Source organism: Sulfitobacter sp. M39 (genome assembly GCF_021735935.1).
Lineage (GTDB): Bacteria > Pseudomonadota > Alphaproteobacteria > Rhodobacterales > Rhodobacteraceae > Sulfitobacter.
Window position 1 is genome coordinate 1,671,007 of the sequence record NZ_WMDZ01000001.1, and the last position, 17,265, is coordinate 1,688,271.

The window sequence follows — 17,265 nt, forward strand, 5'->3', positions numbered from 1 at the left end:
GGGCAGGTTGAAGGTAAGCCGCCCATGTCGCGCAATCTTCGGATTGCGACCGCGTTGACCGAAAGGTCAGGAATCGCCGAATATCGCTGGGACAATGGACGCCGCCCAGTTTGGTCACGACAGGCCAAGGTTCGGTTCACCACTTCGACGTAAGCTACATCGTTTCCCCCTGATCTGGTCATACACACCAAGGCATGTCCTTGGTCCTCTACACGTATGGTCAGATCAGGGGGAAAGTCATCTCTGTAAGCATATAAACACATATCTATGAAATGCAGAGCATACGCACGAACACCCTTCGGTCAGACCAGATAAAACGTCCGGCGAGCGAAGCGAGACGGGCAAGGCCGAAGGCCGCGCAGGGAGGCCCGCAGGGCCGAGTAGGTGGGTTTTATTATCAAAGCACAATTGTGCGCATCCCACTTGGCCGCTGTCTATAAATGAGTTGCGAACTTTTTCGCAGAGTGAAACACAATTCAGAAGGATTAATATGACCGATAACGACTGTGCGCACATGGCCTATGGGATTGAGCGTCAAGGGTTCAAACACCTCACCGACGGCATCCATCGTGCGAAATTTTACGGGCTGATCCAGGCCGGTGAACTCATCACAAGGCACCTGCAGAACTGCCCGTCCGGCACCACCATCGGTGATCTGTTGAAAAAGACCGACGACACAGGTGTGCTGCCCACCAAATAACCTTGACCAAGTAGAGTAAGCGGCCTGTTTGCGTTCGGGCAGGCCGCTTAACCCCCGCGGTTGTGACCATGTTTGCGCGTATTTTGAAAAGTAAGTAAGTATTTAAGTATCTGAAAAATAATACTTTAATCGATTTTGTATCTTGCGCGGACGTTCCAGATCAGGGAGTCTGGTGGTGTTGTAACACCTTGGAGTGCCTGAGATGGCCACATCTGACATCTACCTACCGGATACCGACTATTACGAGCTGCTGAACGCACTTACTGAGCTGGACCGTGATCCGGCACACCCACACCCATTGCGTGATCGAATAGCTGAGGTCATCGGCGAAATTGGGGGGCTTTGGCCCAAATCTTTAGTGAGCGAGTAAATACTTCTTTGCAAAGTAACGGTAACTGTGTTAGCGTTACTTATGTTAGGAGGAAATGATGGCACTTACACCTGCAGAAAAGCAAAAGGCTTATCGCGAGCGGAAAAAGGCGGAGGCCGAGGTCGCTCAAACAAAAGGGAAGGATATCGCGGTAAGCCTCTACCGGAAGCCGTTCTCTCAGTGGGCAGAAAATGACCCGAACATAGGTGAGTGCGATATGTATATGGCGCTCGCGGGAATGGAGTTCCCGGGATTTGACGACGAGCGCGACGCGCAAGACTATGTCATTGATCTCGAAGCGTTCGGTGACATTGATATAGTTGGAGCTGATCACGTTGATCACGTTGAAGACGCTAAGGGCGCAATCGGACGCGCCGAGCTGGTAATTAGTTGTATGCTAGATACGATTGTGACGCTGGCGAATTCGGTCAATGAATACAAGCGCAGTGAGATTCAAGCGCGCATAAAAGAGCTTGAGCAGTCGACTGATATCGATCGAGCAGCCGCTATGAAACAGGCCGTAAAGCTGAATAAGATTCTGAACCAGTTAGATAAACCGGTCAGGAGACCTTTCCCACAGTGGAAGGTTACGGGCATCTAAGCCCAAAGTCGCGAAGTGGTCCGGTCGCCAAACTAGAACCACTTCGCATTTTTTGAATGTTCAGAAAAAGGAATGAACACATGAATGTTTATACCATTCAACCAGCCTCTAAAGCAACACTGACACAAAATCAGTTGTTTAATCTGTATCTTGACGCTCCATGCCGCGATGGAGGGAAGTCCGCACTCTCAGCTGTCAAATTTAGTGAAGACAGCATTTTTGAGCGCTACTTTCCCACTTACTGTTCTGATACTGAATGTTTGCCCGACGAACTTGGAGACGATATCGCAGAAGCACTACGCACCTGCGAAGAACCCCTGGTCGAACTGGAAGCGGTGTTTAATGCACTTGAAGTAATGGCTGTTATGCTCCGGGTCATTAAGAACGACTTTGAGCGGCTTGCTGAGGAAACGCGGACGCCAGAGCCAGGTCCAGACGCCACTGACCACGAATATAGTCAGTGGGAAGATAACCCCCGGTATATTATCGCTGGGGTGGGGAGGACTGCAGTATGAAAACTAGGGTTCAGGAAGAGTTTGAAGAAGCTCTCGAATTTTATGTCGATGATGTCGATAAAGATACGAGTCGTTTGAAGCGGGCATCACAACTTCTTCTCGGCGATGAGACTGCGATAGAAAATCCATTTTGCGGACAATGGATTGCTAAACTTGAAGGTCAGACCTTACCTATTGTCGATCTTACCTACTCCGGCGCTGCGGAATCAGTGTTGTCTCATCTGAGAAAATCACAAGCTTAGCATCCAATTGCCCGCCGGATCACACCGGCGGGCATTGCAACCACCTAATCGGATACTAATGAAGTCCGCAATTCTTCGACGGACCACCATGGGCGCGCAGCATGAACCATCCTATGGCAGTTTGCGCAAAGCAAAGCTAAGTCAGCTAGTTTGGTTTTCTCACCTGGGATTAATTCAGAAACCGGCTTTGTGTGATGACATTCGATGAAATTCGCGCCTCGTTCTCCATACTTAGAAGAGAAGTCAAAGTTACATACTTCACAAAATAGCGTGCCATGCCTTTTGCGAAAGCTATCCTTCTTTCTCTTTACGATCGCTCGGTCACGTTCCCGATAAGTATGCAATCGGGTCAAAACACGACCTTCCTGCGCGTCGACCTCATCTGCCGCCATGCTCACCATCGGCATTTCGCCTAACTTAACGACCGCGCGAATTGCGTCCGCGACGCTTGCCAGTCTAGCGGGATCAGTAATGAATTCGTCCATAAGAACCTGTTCCAGACGGTTGCCGCGCGAAAGCCCCTTAGCGTCAACATCTGGATCTCGGGAGCGAAAATTCTGTAGCTTCATTGACGCTCCTACTGCGTTCCGGAAGGTATCTGTTCCCGTCAATCCGAGCGCTCTGCCAACAGCGTTCACCTCTCGCGCTAAGCGCTGAACTTCCTCGCTGGTGTCTTCAAATGACTTGCCCCTATTTTTTACATAGAAATCGAGCGCCAAGATAAGCTCGTCTCTCGACCAATTTGGGTTACGCTTCGACTTTTCTGCCATTCAATGCATTCACTCTGGTTTGTTCTGATTAAAGCCATTTTGCTTATTCTGTTGCTATAAAAGCCCCTCTACCCTAGATTGTAAGCACTGGATCAAGTATCGAACAAGGACTTTTTCGTAACTACTCATTAAGGATGACAGCTTTGAAAAAATTGTTACTCGCAGCACCCTTTATTTTCTTTTTGGGGGCAGGTCCCATTGCAGCCGAGGACGGCGTCGACTCCATTCTTGGACCTATGCAGACAGCCATCCAGCATGGCGGAGGCTGTCGTAAAGATTCGCCTTCTGGTCAATGTTGCCATGCAGGAAGTAAGCCGTATCACTGCCATTAGAAAAGCGTGTGCCCTACCACGCTGGTAGGGCATTTTAATTACCTGTGATCTCCACCAGAACTTGCCGGTGTGAGCTGACCTGATTTCTTGTGCCTACGAATAACGGGCATGCTCTCACACAGTTAATCGTCGATGCGCCAGTGTGCACCTCTTTACCAACCACAGCGCTTGCGCTTCATATCTGCCTGCACAATTATTATTGACGTTAGGTAATGATGCCCATTCTGACGGTGGTTACATGGTTACAAAATGCCGCGTAAGTCATTGATTTATAACGCCTCGGGTAGGGTTCGAGTCCCTTCACCCGCACCACTTCAACTTATTGATAATCATACATAATTCGCGCGCTTCAGCGCCTGCGTTTTGATGTCTGTCTTGGCTGTGAACCATGCGCCGCGCCCGAAGGGTGTTCGGGCGCGGCGGGGCTGCGTGGGTTACGCGGCGGCTTTCAGCGCTTTGTCGGCCTTGTCGGCGACGGGCTCAGCGGCGGATGTTGCCGTTGATGCGGCCTCTGTTGGCGCGTTCGATTTCAGCAGGGCCGACAGGTAGGATTTGCTGGCCTGCTGGGGCGAGCTGCTGACCGGCGCGATCGAGTCGATCAGGCTGCGGGCCTGTGCGGCTTCGATCCGGGCTTCGGCTGCGGCGCGGGCTTGCGCCTCGCTCATGCCGCTGTCTTCGGCGTCCGAGGTGGCAACCGGGGTTGGGGCGACGGGGGCCGGAGCCTCCGCAGCGGGGGCTTGCGCTTTCTGCGCAGGGGCGGCGGCCTGAGACGACTGCGCAGGGGCAGTTTCAGCGGAGGGCTGCGTCTCTTGCGCGGCCGGCTGGTCGTCTTTGGCTTTGGCGTTGTTCTTTTCGGTGTTACCGGTCTCGGACTTATCTTTCTGTTTCTCGGCCCCTTTGGGCTGAGACTGCTGGCTGCCGCCAGAGAAAAGTGAACTTATTAACATAGATGTGCCTTTTCAGTTGGTTACCTACATGACTGAAGCAACTGCCTGACCGGTGTGGCGAAAAAATGGTCCAATTAAGGTTAATGCAAAGCTGAAATACCTGCGCAGATAGTATGCTGCGCAGGTCGGTGTGGTTTGATCACTCCTCCGGCGGGCGTAGAGCGATAACATGGATGCCGTCGCCGCCTTTGAACTCCTCATTCTTGCGCATGAACTTGATCTCGCCGCTGGTGGTGATCTGGGCGAGCAGCCGCGCGTCGGGGCTTTCGGCGCGCCAGTCTTCCAGCGTGAATTCTTCGGTCAGGTGGGTACTGCGGAAGCGCCAGCCATCGGCCACCAGTTGGCGTAGTTCTGTATGGGTCGCTTCAAGGCCCAAGGGGCGTCCGCCCAAGGTACGGGGCAACTGGTGGCGGCTGCTTTCGGATTTCTCGCGCATCACCTGAAACACATTCTCGCGGCCGAATTCCGGTGCAAGGTCAGTGGTGACCAAAGTGTTATAGGCATCGTTTTCCGTGGCAGCGATCAGCGTGGCATAGCTGACGAGTTCCACGCGCTGCTCTGCCGCCTCTGACAGAATATCGCCCGAGAATGTGTCGATCCCCGCTGCACGCGCCTTGCGCAGGCGGATGAAGTTGGGGTCGGTCATCAGTACCGGAATCTTCGCTTTCTTAAGCACTTCGGCCAGCTGCGTTGTCCAATCCGAGCCGCCGATGATCACCACGCCGGGCGTGTCCGCACCGGTCAGCCCCAAAAGCCGCGCAAAGGGGGCGAGGGTGAAGCCGTTGACCACCACGGTCACCGCCACAAGCGCAAAGGCAAGCGGTGCGATCAGGGCGGCGTCCTCGAACCCGAGGCTGAGCAAGCGTTCGCCAAACAGACCCGCGACCGCGACCAGCACGACGCCGCGCGGTCCGGTCAGGGCCACCAGTAGCTTTTCGCGGAACGGGATGCCCGACCCGATGAGCGAGATAAACACCGTCACAGGCCGTGCGACCAGCACCACCACAGCCACAAAGGCCGCCGCGCGCCAGTCAAGATTGCCAAGCGCGTCAACATCCAGCCCTGCGGCCAGCAAGATGAACACGCCCGACACCAGCAGCACGGTGGCATGTTCCTTGAAGCGGCGCATCTCCTCGTAGCTGGGCAGTTTGGAGTTCGCGATCACGATCCCCATGATGGTCACCGCCAGCAGCCCGCTTTCATGCAGCACGGCATCGGAGGCGGCAAAGACCCCCAGCAGCAGGGCAAAGAGCACGGGCACCTTCATATATTCGGGCACCCAGCCGCGTTTGAAGGCGCGCGACAGGCCGATCCCCGCAGCGACACCGGCGGCAGTGGCGACGGCGGTACCGATAAACAGCTCCAGCATCGCCTCGGACGCGGTGGTGGCGGTGTTCAGCGCGATGACGACCTCGAACGCCAGCACAGCGGCCAGCGCGCCGATGGGGTCGTTCAGGATCGCCTCCCATTGCAGCAGGGTGGCAGGGCGGCGTGACAGCCGCGCGGTGCGCAACAGCGGCGCGATCACCGTGGGGCCGGTCACGATCATGATCCCGCCAAAGACGGCAGAGCTGGACCAGCTGAGCCCCGCCACATAATGCAGCGACAGCGCCGACATCAGCCAGCCGAGGGGCGCGCCGATATAGACCAGCCGCCGGACACCGCCGACCGCATCTTGCAGCGTGTGAAAGTTCAGCGACAGACCGCCCTCGAACAGGATAATCGCCACGGCGATAGAGATCATCGGCCCCATCAGTGGCCCGATATCCCGTGCGGGGTCGAAGATGCCCAGAACCGGCCCGATCAGGATGCCGGCCACCAGCATCAGCACGATTGCGGGCATGCGCAGCCGCCATGCGATCCATTGTGACCCCACCCCGATCGCGCCGACCAATGCGATCGCAGTTACAGGATTTAGCGCGCCGAGTGTTTCTGTTGCCACAATGTGAACCCTTTATAATCAAAGCGATGACGTAACGCGGGCCATCCCGCTGACAATGGCCGGTGTGAAATTTTAGGGGGTTTCCGTGGCGCAAGCCAGCGATCTGTCGTGTTGAATGACAAAAGGCCCCTACGTCAGGGGCCTTTTGCGCGGGCGTGTGGGGCAGGGCGCGTGGCCCCGTGGGGTCAATCGTCGACGCGGCTGTCGGCCAGCGTGCTAAAGGCGAGGTTCTTGAAGATCAGCCGCAGCGGCCCCCGATTGGCGGGCGACTGGATCATCAGCAGCGCGATCATATCTTCGGCAGGGTCCGCGTGATAGCCGGTTCCCGCGGCACCTCCCCAATTGTATTCCCCGGCGGAGCCCAGTGACGGGGCATTGCCGGTGTCAAGCCGCACGGCATACCCCAGCCCAAAGCCATATCCCGGACCGGGCAGGTAGTATTTGCCGGGTTTGATGCCTTCAAGGTGGTTCGAGGTCATCAGCTGCACCGACTTGGGGGACAGCAGCCGCGTGCCGTTCAACTCTCCGCCATTCAGCATCATCTGCGCGAATTTGGCGTAGTCATGCACCGTGGACATCAGTCCGCCACCGCCCGACTGGTTCGGCTTGCGCACGCGCGGGTCAAAGACATCGCGGCTGCCCAGTTTGGCCTGATCGACGAAGGGTTCGGCGATGCGCGGGAAATCCGCTTCGTCGTCGACATAGAACGCGGTGTCCTCCATCCCTAGGGGGTCGAAAATACGCGCCTTCATGAAGTCTTCGAGCGTCTGGCCAGAGGCGACCTCTACCACCGCGCCCAGAACATCCGTCGCGCGGGAGTATTCCCATGTCGTGCCGGGGTCATGCTCCAGCGGCAGGGACGCCAGCAGATTGGCCTGTTCGATCGCCGTGTTCTCGGGCGAGGCGATCCCGGCCGCGTTATAGGCCTCGCGCGCGGGTCCGGCCCCGAAGAAGCCATAGGTCAGCCCCGAGGTATGGCGCATCAGGTCGCGGACGGTCATCACGCCCTTGGCGGGGCGAGTCACGGGCTTGCCCTCGGCGTCTTTCTCACCGGTGACCACGGTCAGGGTCTTATAGGCGGGCAGATAGGTTGAAACGGGCGCGTTCAGCAGCAGCTTACCTTCTTCGACCAGCATCATCGCGGCGACGGATGTGATGGGTTTGGTCATGGAGTAGATGCGGAACAGCGTGTCTTCGGTCATCGGCTCCCCGTCGGGGGTGCGTTTGCCCATCGTGGACAGATGCGCGATCTGACCGTCGCGGATCAGCATCAGCACGGCCCCCGGCGTCATCCCCTTATCCACCAGCGCGCCAAAGGTGGCATCCATCCGCGCCAGCCGGTCAGGGTCGAACCCCAAGGCGGTCGCATCGCCGCGCGGCAGCTCTTGGGCCCATGCGGGGGTTAGGGTGGCAAAGGCGGTGCCAAGGGCCAGCGCCCCGGCGACCAGACCTGATCTGAAATGTTTCATTATATCTCCTCCCGGTTGTCGTGATCCGGTGGGATCACGACCCAAGGTTAGGAGCGTGCACGCCGCTGTGGCAACCTGCCTGACGGCTGTCAGGGCAGCGGCGCGGCTTTATGACGTAGGGTAACTTGTGCCGCGATGCAGCGGGTGCGGGGGCGAGGCGAGGGGGCTGTCGGCCTAGGCAGGAAAGACCGTGGGCGCGTCGCCCTCTGCCCATTGCGGGTATTTATCCATCACGGCGGCAAAGGCCTGCGCGGTCAGGAACCGGTCCAGCCACGCCTGCAACTGCGGCCAGGGCTGCGCGTCGAACCAGGGTTTGTCGATGAAGGCGAACTGCCGCACGAAGGGGGCAATCGCCATGTCGGCAAGGCTGGGGGTGTCGAAAATATGGGAGCCTATTTGCGCGTCCAGTGCCGCTAGATGGGCGGCGGCTTTGGCCCGCTCTGTCTCCGGATCGGCGTCGGGATAGCGGGTGGCGTATTTCGTGCGGTCCAGTGCCTGTTTGAACGGCCCGTCGCAGCGGTTGATCCAGTCCCATCCGGCGTCAGGCATTTTCAGCAGCCCTTCGGGATCGTGTCGGCGCAGGGCCCAGATCATGATGTCGAGGCTTTCGTCAATGACCTCGCCCGTATCTAGCGCCAGACAGGGCACTGTCCCACTGGGCGAGGTCGCAAGAAAGGCGGCGGGCTTGTCGCGCAGCACGACCTCGCGCAGCTGCACCTGCTGGTGGGCGGACCGCAGCGCCAGCCGCGCGCGCATGGCATAGGGGCAGCGCCGGAAGGAATAGAGCACCGGCATCATGGCAGCACGCTGAGCCAGAGCCACGCTGTGAGCACCGACCCCACCGTCGCCACCAGCACCGAGCTTGCCGCGACCCGCCGCGCGCGGCCGTACATATTGGCGAAGATATAGGCGTTGAACCCCGGTGCCATCGCTGCCGTCAGCACGCCCGAGCGGAACAGATCCTGCGGCAGGCCAAAGCCGCTGCCCATGAACCAGACAATTGCGGGATGCACGATCAGCGACAAAAGGCAGACCATGGCGATGGTCTTGCAGTCACCCTCGGGGCGGTACTGGATCAACACGCCCCCCAAGGCGAACAAGGCCGCGGGCAGGGCGGCGCGCACGATCAGCGACAGCGCGTCGTCGATCACACCGGGGATCGCCAGCCCGCTAAAGTTCACGGCAAAGCCCGCGAGGATGCCCAGAACCAGCGGATTGTGGAACATCGCCCGCGCCACATTGCGCGCAAAGGCCGGACCGGATTGGCCCCGGTTGCGCACGAACTCCATCACCGTGATCCCCAGCCCGTAGCAAAAGGGCGAGTGGATGGCGATGATCGCAAAGTTCCCGATCAGCGCGTCTGGCCCATAGGCGCGTTCGGTAATCGGCAGTCCCAGCAGGACCGAGTTGGAAAAGAGGCTGCAGAACCCGATGGCCACGCAGTCTTCCCAGTCGCGCTTGAACAGGATGCGCGCGCCGAACAGTCCCAGCGTGAAACAGACCGCCGCGCCGGTGTAGAAGCTGAACAGCAGTCGCGGATCAAAAGAGGCCGATAGATCCAGATGCGCGATCGATTGGAACAGCAGGCAGGGGATCGCGAAGCTTTGCGCGAACCGCATGACCCCGTCGATGCCCGAGACCGGAAAATACCCTCGCCAGACAGAGACATAGCCAAAGCCGATGACAAGGAAGACGGGCAGGATGACTTCGAGAAGCGTTTGCACGAGAGATATGGCCTTGGGTGCGGGTGGCGCTGTCAGAGTGGGGGTTTCACACCCCCACGCCCCCGTGGAGTTTATAGGGCAAAATGAAGTCCGGACCCCGCGGGCGGGGGCTAGACCGGAAAGCTCAGGGTCATGCCATCAAAGGCGGGTTCGATATGGTCGGGGGTTTCCGCGGCCAGCGTGTCATAGTCGAGGTCGTTGTGCATGTTGGTCAGCACAGCGGTTTGCGGTGCCATCTGTTCGATCCAGTCAAGGGTCTGGGCCAGATGGCTGTGGGTCGGATGCGGGTCACGGCGCAGGGCGTCGACGATCCAGCAGCGCAGGCCCTTGAGGTGGGGCCAGATGTCATCGGGGATCTGCGCCACATCGGGCAGATAGGCCACATCATTGACGCGGAAGCCAAGCGCATCCATCCCGCCATGGTTCACGAGGAAGGGCGTAAAGGTCAGCGGCCCGCCGGGGCCGTCAATCGTCACGTCGCCGTCGATGTGGTTCATTTCGAGAATAGGCGGGTAGGACGATCCGGGGGGCTGGATAAAGACATAGCCGAAGCGGTCCAGCAGTGCGTCGCGCGTGGGTGTGTCGGCCCAGACCGGCAGGCGCTGGCGCATGTTGATCACGATCATCCGCAGATCGTCCAGCCCGTGGACGTGGTCGGCATGGGAATGGGTGTAAAGCACCGCATCCAGCCGCCCGACGCCTGCATCCAGCAATTGGCTGCGCATATCGGGGGAGGTGTCGATCAGCACCGATGTCGTGCCTGCGTCCGTGATGCGTTCTACCAGGATAGAACAGCGTCGCCGTGCGTTCTTGGGGTTGGCCGGATCGCAGGCTCCCCAGTGCCCGCCAAGGCGCGGCACCCCGCCCGAAGAGCCGCAGCCCAGAATGGTGATCTTCATCTGCGCCATCAGGCGGCGTCCTGATACTGTGCAACCTTGGTGAACAGCCGGTCGAAATTCGCCTGTGTTTGCGCGGCAAAGCTGGCATAATCGATGCCAAAGGTTTCGGCACCGCGCCGTGCCGTGTGCGCCGTAAAGGCTGGTTCATTCCGTCTACCGCGATGCGGGGGCGGGGCCAGATAAGGGCTGTCGGTTTCGACCAATATCCGGTCCAGGGGCGCGTCGGCAAAGATGTCGCGCAGGTCTTGGGATTTGGGGAAAGCGGTAATGCCCGACATCGACAGGTAGAACCCCAGATCCAGCGCCGCACGGCCAAGCGCTTGTGTCGAAGAGAAGCAGTGCATCACGCAGGGGTAGGCACCGTTGGCGTGCTCCTCTCTGAGGATGCGGGCCATATCGTCGTCGGCGTCGCGGGCGTGGATAATCAGGGGCAGGCCGCTGTCGCGGGACGCGGCGATATGGGTGCGCAGGCTGGTTTGCTGCGCCTCGGCGCTGTCGGCGGTGTAGTGGTAATCCAGCCCCGTTTCGCCGATGCCCACCATCTTGGGGTGTTTGGTCAGCGCCATCAGATCGTCATAGCTGGCCATAGGCTCTGTCGCGACGCTCATCGGGTGGGTGCCGGCGGCGTAGAAAACCGGGGCGTGCGCCTCGGCAATGGCGCGCACAGCGGGTTCGTTCTTGAGCTTGGTGCAGATGGTGACCATGCGCGTCACCCCTGCGGCTTGGGCGCGGGCGATCACGTCGGGCAGTTCACCGTCGAAATCGGGAAAGTCCAGGTGGCAGTGACTGTCGGTGATCGGGTGAATGTCGAGGGTGCTGTCTGTCATGCCTGGGGTCCTGCCTGTTCGTCTTGCGTGGGCTAGCGGGGTGCGGCGTCGCCCATCTTGAACAGGGTATCTAGGACCAGTGCGGCAGGGTCAAGGTTGACCGCCATCCCGTGGCGCGCGCGGGTGCCGATGTCTTGCGCTGTCTCGGCCCAGACCCGTCCTTGGGCGGGGGTGGGCGATAGGCGGGTCAGCACTGCGGCCTCGTTCGGAGCGGCGGCGGTTTCGGGCGGGCGGCCAAGGGCACCGGTGCGGGCCAATCGCAGCATCAGCAGATCCACCAGCGTGAACAGCAGCGACAGTTTTTCTTCGGCTCCGCGGGCGGCGGCGGCCTCTGCTAGTTTGAGCGCACGGGCGCGGTCCAGCCGCGGCATCGTTTCAAGCAGCGCGACTAGTTCGCCATACATCGCCAGCCCGCCCATCAGCGACAGGGACAGCGCGCCGCCCACTGACCCGCCGGAAAGCGCCGCGAGCGCTGCGGGATCGCCCTGAATATCCACCTCGGATTGACCAAGCGCCTGCGCCATATCGTCCGGCGTCAGCGTGCCAAGCCGCAGGGTCCGGCAGCGCGAGCGGATGGTGGGCAGCAGGCCAGAGGGGCGGTGGCTGATCAGCAGCATGACCGCGCGGGCGGGCGGCTCTTCGAGCATCTTGAGCAGAGCGTTGGCGGCGTTGGGGTTCATCAGGTCGGCGTCATCAACGATCACCACCCGCCGCCCACCATCGGCGGCGGACATCTGGAAGAACCCGTTCAGCTTGCGGATGTCATCCACAACGATCTGTTTGCGCAGCCGTTTGGTTTTCTCGTCAACAGAACGCGTGATCGCCTTCAGCGCGCCTTCGCCCCCTGCGGCCACACGACGCGCTACAGGGTGATCGGGATCGATATCAAGGCTGATGGGGGCGGGGGTGTCGAACATGCCACCGTCATCCGCATCGGGGGTGGCCAGCAAGAACCGCGCAATACGCCACGCCAGCGTTGCCTTGCCCACACCACGCGGGCCGGTCAGCAGCCAGCCGTGGTGCAGCTTGCCCGAGTTGAAAGCATCGAGAAACGCGGCCTCTGCCGCCGACTGGCCGAAAAGCTGCGGCGTGTCGCGCGGGTGGCGCGCGCCGTCGATGCGGTCGGGCTGGGGGGCGTCATCACTCATGTCATGTGGTCTAGCAGATTGCGACGGCAGGAAAAGGGGTCAGCGCGCATCAAGACGCGGGCGCACCTGCGCGAAGACATCCGCCGCCACCGCATCGATGGATTGTGCGCCGTTGATGGTGACGAAACGGTCGGGGAATTCAGCGGCAAGCGACAGGAAGCCGGCGCGCATGGCGACCTGCAGGCTTTCGCCGAAATCCTCGAACCGTTCCTCGACCGTGTTGCGCGACAAGGCGCGGCTGAGCCCTTCGCCGGGGTCCATATCGATCAGTACGGTGACATCGGGTTCGACGCCGATCATCAGGCTGTGCAGCTGGTCCACGGCACCGCGCAGGTCACCACGGCTAAGCCCCTGATACATGCGGGTGGAATCGGCGAAGCGGTCGCAGATCACGATCTTGCCCGCCTCAAGCGCAGGCAGGATCGTACGTTCAAGGTGATCCCGACGGGCGGCGGTGAATAGCAGGATCTCGGTTCGGGCGGACCAGCGGTCGGGGTCGCCCTGCAAGACCAATGCGCGAATTTCCTCGGCCCCGGGGGAGCCGCCGGGTTCGCGGGTCAGCACGACCTGATGCCCGTCGGCCTCAAGCCGGTCTTTCAGTAATTTGGTCTGGGTCGATTTGCCGGAGCCGTCGATGCCTTCGAAGCTGATGAACAGGCCCTTGGCCGTGGTGCTCACGAAGCGGCCTCTGGCCCTTCGTTCAACCGGGTCAGCAGATGGCGGGCGGCGGCTTCAAGTTTGACCATGAACCCCCCTGCGGCAACGCTGTCCTTGGCAACCAGCGGGGCACGTACCTCTGGCAGGTCACCACGGGTCAGCACCAGTTCGCCGATGTTCTGGCCCTTGGTGATGGGCGCACGCAGCGGGCCGGTATAAACCACCTCGGCCGAGACATCGCTGCCGCCGGACACAGGCACCAGCACCGACAGATCGCTTTCCAGTTCAAGGCCGACGGCACCCTGCGCCCCAAGTGCGACAGGGGCTTCGGCAATCATTGTGCCGGCTTTGCCCATAGAGCGCTGCGAGAATTGGCGGAAGGCCCAGTTCACGATCGATTCCGATTCCTGCGCGCGTGCCGCGGCGCTTTCGAGACCGGACAGAACAAACACAACGCGGCGGTCGCCCTGTTTGGCAGAGCCGACAAGCCCGTAGCCTGCTTCTTCGGTGTGGCCGGTTTTCAGCCCGTCCGCGCCGATGCCGAGCCCCAGCAGCGGGTTGCGGTTGGTTTTGTTTTGCGGCGCACGCCCGTCAAACAGGAATTCGCGCTGCGAGAACATCGGGTAGTACTGCGGGTAATCCTCGATCAAGCGGGTGGCCAGCAGCCCCAGATCGCGCAGCGACATGCGGTGACCGGCGGCAGGCCAGCCGTTGGAGTTCGCGAACGTCGAGTTGGTCATGCCCATCTGCTGCGCCCGCTGGGTCATCAGGCGGGCAAAACCGGCCTCTGACCCATCGGGGCTCAGCGCTTCGGCGATCACGGCGCAGGCGTCATTGCCAGACAGCACGATGATGCCGCGCAGCAGGTCTTCGACCTTTACGCGGTCGGTGGTGTCCAGAAACATGGTCGACCCGCCGTAGGACATGGCGTGCTGGGACACGGGCAATTCCTCCGTCAGGTCCAGCCCGCCATTGCTTTTGCCCCGCTCGATCGCCTCGAACGCCATATACAGCGTCATCAGTTTCGACATGGAGGCCGGCGGCAGGGGCTCATCCGCGTTCTTGGTCAGCAGTACGGTGCCGGTGGTCTGGTCGACCACATAGGCCGCGCGGGCCTGTGTCTCGAACGCCTGCGCGGGCAGGGCCAACAGAAGGGTCGCAATCGTGGCTGCAAAAATACGGATCATGGCAGTTTCCTTTGGCGGTGGGTCAGTTCGACACGGCGTAGGCGTCAGAGAACCCTTCGGTCTTGATGGATTTCAGCAAATTGGTCAGTTCGGATTTCGTTGCCGCAGGGCCGACGACCACGCGCCAGAACGGCTTGTCGTTGATCTCGCTGCGTTTGACGGTGGGCAACATGCCCGCGCTGCGCATCTGGTTGGCGGCGCGTTCGGCATTGGCTTCTACGCTGAAGATGCCGATCTGGACAAAGGGCTTGGCCAGCGAAGACGCAGGTTTGGGTGCCGCGGGTTTCGGGGCCGCAGGGGCAGCGGGTTTGGCCGCAGCAGGTGCGGCATCAATCGCGGCACCTGCCGTGACAGCGACCGGATCAAGCGTGGTTTCCGTCACTTCCGACGGGGTTTCAATCGTGCCTTCGGGGGCTGCGTCGGGGGCAGGGGTGTCGTCGACTTCCTGCCGGCGCAGGGCAGTGACGTTCAATGGCGCAGGGGCACCGGCCAGAATACCAAGGGCCGCCGCCGCATCCGAAGACATCTGCAGTTTGGGCCCGGGCAGATCGCGTTCACGGCGGAACAACGCGCCGATGACGAATTTGCCATTGGCCTCGTTGCGGATGATCACCCGTTCGGGATCTGTGACATCGGGATGCGCGACCCAGACACCGCCAAGGCTGGGGCGTCCGTCCCAGAGGCCCTGATCACTGACCGAGAAGACCTCGGGCGCTTCGACGTCACGCTCCACCAGCTTGGTCGAGCTGGAGGGTGCCGCAGCAGAGCCTTTCTGACCGCCGGTCAGATTGCCGACCGCATCGCAGCCCGCCAAAGTCGTCATCATCAGCAAAACCCCTACCGTGCACCGCAGCGGCCGGTTGCCAGAAAAAGGGTGTAGCCTGAGGCTGTTCATGTCCGTCGTCCTTGCCTGCTGGCGCGGCGTTGTCCGCCGCCGCCTGATCGCGCCGTCAATACGGCATGTTTGATGCCCCATTGCCGGGGTCTTTGCGCTACACTAACGCGGGTACAGGGGTTTTGGAAAGGCTGACAGGGCAGCATCGGCAAATTTCCCCACCCGGCCGGAACCCGCCCAACACGGGCTGCCGGTGTCTTGCGTAACGGTGCCACTGCGCACGTCATTTCCAGGTTTGCAGAATCGCTGACACCCCTCTATGCGGTGCTTGCTGCGGAGGAGTGGCAGAGTGGTCGAATGCACTGGTCTTGAAAACCAGCGTGCGTGAGAGCGTACCGTGGGTTCGAATCCCACCTCCTCCGCCATTATCCCACCTTTCCATCACGCCTCTCCCCAATTCCGCGCCTGTCGTGGAACCGTCACCTTTGCGTTACGCGGCTGTTACCAGAATCGCGCATCAGGGGCCGTCTTTAACGGAGAGCCCTTATGAAACACCCTATTCTTCCCCTTGCCCTGTCCCTTCTAGCCGTCCCCGCTGCCGCGCAAGAGACGTTTGATGCCACGCTTGCGGGCCATGCCTACCTGCCTGCGCTGAGCCTTGTCGCGCCGCCTGCGGATGCGCCGAAGGATGCGTGGATCAGTGGTAAGTTCACTGGTGGCGCGCGTAATGGCGTGCCGATGTCGGTGCCGGGCAATACGGGCGGGCTGCATGGTAAACGGTTGACGGGGCTGAACCTGCCCTTCATTGGCCAGCCGTTGCAGGGGTTTTCCGGTTTCGCGATGAACCGTGCCGAGGATGGGTCGGTCTATGTGCTGACGGACAACGGCTTTGGCTCAAAGGCGAACAGCCCCGATACGCTGTTGTTCTTCAGCCGGATGGACGCTGATTTCGACACAGGTGAGGTCGAGATCAAGGAAACCGTTTTTCTGCATGACCCAGATTTCAAAGTGCCCTTCCGCATCTCGTATGGCGGGACCGACGGCCGCTATCTGACCGGCGCGGATTTCGATCTGGAGAGCATCCAGCGCGTCGGCGACAGCATCTGGATCGGCGAGGAGTTCGGCCCCTATCTGATCGAGGCCACGTTGGACGGGCGGATCAAGGGCGTCTATCCGACGATGGTGGATGGTGTTCAACTGAAAGGGCCGGACACGCCCGGTATCTCGGCTACATCGGTGAAGGGGACGGATTGGACCGTCCCACGCTCGGGCGGGTACGAGGGCATGGCGTTGCAGCCTGAAACGGGTCTGCTGTGGGCCATGCTCGAGAAACCTCTGTTGGCCGCGAGCGGCGAGAACGAAGGTGATTTCCTGCGCGTCATGGCCTTTGACCCAGAGGCACGGGATTGGACGGGCGAGGGCTTCAAGTTCAAGCTGGCCGAAGGGGCCACGGCGATCGGTGACTTCAACTTTATCGACGCGACCCGCGCGCTGGTGATCGAACGTGACAATGGCGAGGGCGAGCCTTCGTTGAAATGCGCCGGTGAGCCGCAGGCAGATTGTTTCCCGAACCCCGCGATGGTCAAGCATGTGGTGCTGATTGATACCGCCGATGTGGATGGCGAGGGCTATGTGCGTCGCATCGGTCAGATCGACCTGATGAACATCGCCGACCCCGAGGGTAAGGCCCGCATCGAAACCGATGGCGGCGAGGCAGGGCGGTTCAGCCTGCCGTTCTTCACCATCGAGGACGTGATGCGGGTGGACGAGACGCATATCATGGTCGCCGTGGACAACAACCTGCCGTTCTCATCCGGGCGCAAGCTGGATGCCGCTGCAGATAACGAAGTGGTGCTGCTGAGCGTGCCCGAACTGCTGGCCGCGCAGTAACCTGACGCGCCCCTGTCGCAAAGGATGCCGAGGGGGCGTTTCACACCCTAGACACACCCTAGGCCCCGCCATTGCCCGCGCGCCACCACCTTTGGGAGGATGCCGGTTGATGTGCGGGGCTTTGCCGTGTCAGAAACAGCGAACGCCCGCCTGATGGCATCAATGGGCCCTGACCCCCGCGCCATGGGACAGGGCATAGGGGTGGTACGG

The 17,265-nt window shown here is 60.6% G+C and carries 17 protein-coding genes and 1 tRNA gene; 6 read left to right on the forward strand and 12 right to left on the reverse strand.

Annotated features, from left to right (window positions below; genetic code table 11):
* The first annotated feature begins 490 nt into the window (after positions 1 to 490).
* The 4 genes from GLP43_RS08060 to GLP43_RS08075 all read left to right on the forward strand — a co-directional run bounded on the left by GLP43_RS08060 (position 491) and on the right by GLP43_RS08075 (position 2,428).
* Entirely contained in the window at positions 491 to 700 is a 210-nt protein-coding gene (locus GLP43_RS08060) for a hypothetical protein (protein ID WP_237278902.1), read from the forward strand.
* 428 nt (positions 701 to 1,128) lie between these two features.
* Positions 1,129 to 1,671: a BREX-1 system adenine-specific DNA-methyltransferase PglX gene (locus GLP43_RS08065; protein WP_237278903.1), complete on the forward strand. Its 543-nt coding sequence runs from the start codon at positions 1,129 to 1,131 to the stop codon at positions 1,669 to 1,671.
* Positions 1,672 to 1,751: 80 nt separating this feature from the next.
* Positions 1,752 to 2,186 carry a hypothetical protein gene (locus GLP43_RS08070; protein WP_237278904.1) on the forward strand — a complete coding sequence of 145 codons (435 nt, stop codon included), beginning with the start codon at positions 1,752 to 1,754 and terminating at the stop codon, positions 2,184 to 2,186.
* Entirely contained in the window at positions 2,183 to 2,428 is a 246-nt protein-coding gene (locus tag GLP43_RS08075; protein ID WP_237278905.1) for a hypothetical protein, read from the forward strand. Before GLP43_RS08070 ends, GLP43_RS08075 begins: the two co-directional genes overlap by 4 nt.
* A gap of 44 nt (positions 2,429 to 2,472) precedes the next feature.
* On the opposite strand, the gene GLP43_RS08080 is transcribed toward GLP43_RS08075, so the two are convergent.
* The 12 genes from GLP43_RS08080 to GLP43_RS08135 all read right to left on the reverse strand — a co-directional run bounded on the left by GLP43_RS08080 (position 2,473) and on the right by GLP43_RS08135 (position 15,156).
* Positions 2,473 to 3,198 (reverse strand): HNH endonuclease, encoded by a 726-nt coding sequence (locus GLP43_RS08080; RefSeq protein WP_237278906.1) that lies wholly within the window; start codon positions 3,196 to 3,198, stop codon positions 2,473 to 2,475.
* 766 nt (positions 3,199 to 3,964) lie between these two features.
* On the reverse strand, positions 3,965 to 4,477 hold the full coding sequence (locus GLP43_RS08085; RefSeq protein ID WP_237278907.1) for a hypothetical protein: 513 nt from the start codon (positions 4,475 to 4,477) through the stop codon (positions 3,965 to 3,967).
* Positions 4,478 to 4,616: 139 nt separating this feature from the next.
* Positions 4,617 to 6,419, reverse strand: a complete 1,803-nt coding sequence (locus GLP43_RS08090) for a cation:proton antiporter (RefSeq protein WP_237278908.1) — start codon at positions 6,417 to 6,419, stop codon at positions 4,617 to 4,619.
* 185 nt (positions 6,420 to 6,604) lie between these two features.
* The gene (locus GLP43_RS08095) at positions 6,605 to 7,888 is read right to left on the reverse strand and encodes a serine hydrolase domain-containing protein (protein ID WP_237278909.1); all 1,284 of its coding nucleotides are present in this window, start codon (positions 7,886 to 7,888) and stop codon (positions 6,605 to 6,607) included.
* A gap of 174 nt (positions 7,889 to 8,062) precedes the next feature.
* Positions 8,063 to 8,686, reverse strand: a complete 624-nt coding sequence (locus GLP43_RS08100; protein ID WP_237279943.1) for a glutathione S-transferase — start codon at positions 8,684 to 8,686, stop codon at positions 8,063 to 8,065.
* Positions 8,683 to 9,612 carry an AEC family transporter gene (locus GLP43_RS08105; protein ID WP_237278910.1) on the reverse strand — a complete coding sequence of 310 codons (930 nt, stop codon included), beginning with the start codon at positions 9,610 to 9,612 and terminating at the stop codon, positions 8,683 to 8,685. Before GLP43_RS08105 ends, GLP43_RS08100 begins: the two co-directional genes overlap by 4 nt.
* Positions 9,613 to 9,722: 110 nt before the next feature.
* Entirely contained in the window at positions 9,723 to 10,520 is a 798-nt protein-coding gene (locus tag GLP43_RS08110; protein ID WP_237278911.1) for an MBL fold metallo-hydrolase, read from the reverse strand.
* A complete protein-coding gene (locus GLP43_RS08115; protein ID WP_093733753.1) occupies positions 10,520 to 11,338 on the reverse strand; it encodes a TatD family hydrolase in 819 nt (272 codons plus the stop codon). The genes GLP43_RS08110 and GLP43_RS08115 overlap by 1 nt, the downstream gene beginning before the upstream one ends.
* A gap of 32 nt (positions 11,339 to 11,370) precedes the next feature.
* Entirely contained in the window at positions 11,371 to 12,486 is a 1,116-nt protein-coding gene (locus GLP43_RS08120) for a DNA polymerase III subunit delta' (RefSeq protein WP_237278912.1), read from the reverse strand.
* A 39-nt stretch (positions 12,487 to 12,525) separates the two neighbouring features.
* Positions 12,526 to 13,164 (reverse strand): dTMP kinase, encoded by a 639-nt coding sequence (tmk, locus tag GLP43_RS08125; protein ID WP_237278913.1) that lies wholly within the window; start codon positions 13,162 to 13,164, stop codon positions 12,526 to 12,528.
* On the reverse strand, positions 13,161 to 14,330 hold the full coding sequence (locus GLP43_RS08130) for a D-alanyl-D-alanine carboxypeptidase family protein (protein ID WP_237278914.1): 1,170 nt from the start codon (positions 14,328 to 14,330) through the stop codon (positions 13,161 to 13,163). Before GLP43_RS08130 ends, tmk begins: the two co-directional genes overlap by 4 nt.
* A 22-nt stretch (positions 14,331 to 14,352) precedes the next feature.
* Positions 14,353 to 15,156: an SPOR domain-containing protein gene (locus tag GLP43_RS08135; protein ID WP_237278915.1), complete on the reverse strand. Its 804-nt coding sequence runs from the start codon at positions 15,154 to 15,156 to the stop codon at positions 14,353 to 14,355.
* A gap of 344 nt (positions 15,157 to 15,500) precedes the next feature.
* Between GLP43_RS08135 and GLP43_RS08140 the strand changes: the two genes are divergently transcribed.
* Positions 15,501 to 15,590, forward strand: a tRNA-Ser gene (locus GLP43_RS08140).
* A 121-nt stretch (positions 15,591 to 15,711) separates the two neighbouring features.
* Positions 15,712 to 17,055, forward strand: coding sequence for an esterase-like activity of phytase family protein (locus GLP43_RS08145; protein WP_237278916.1), 1,344 nt, complete (start codon positions 15,712 to 15,714; stop codon positions 17,053 to 17,055).
* The last annotated feature ends 210 nt before the right edge of the window (positions 17,056 to 17,265 follow it).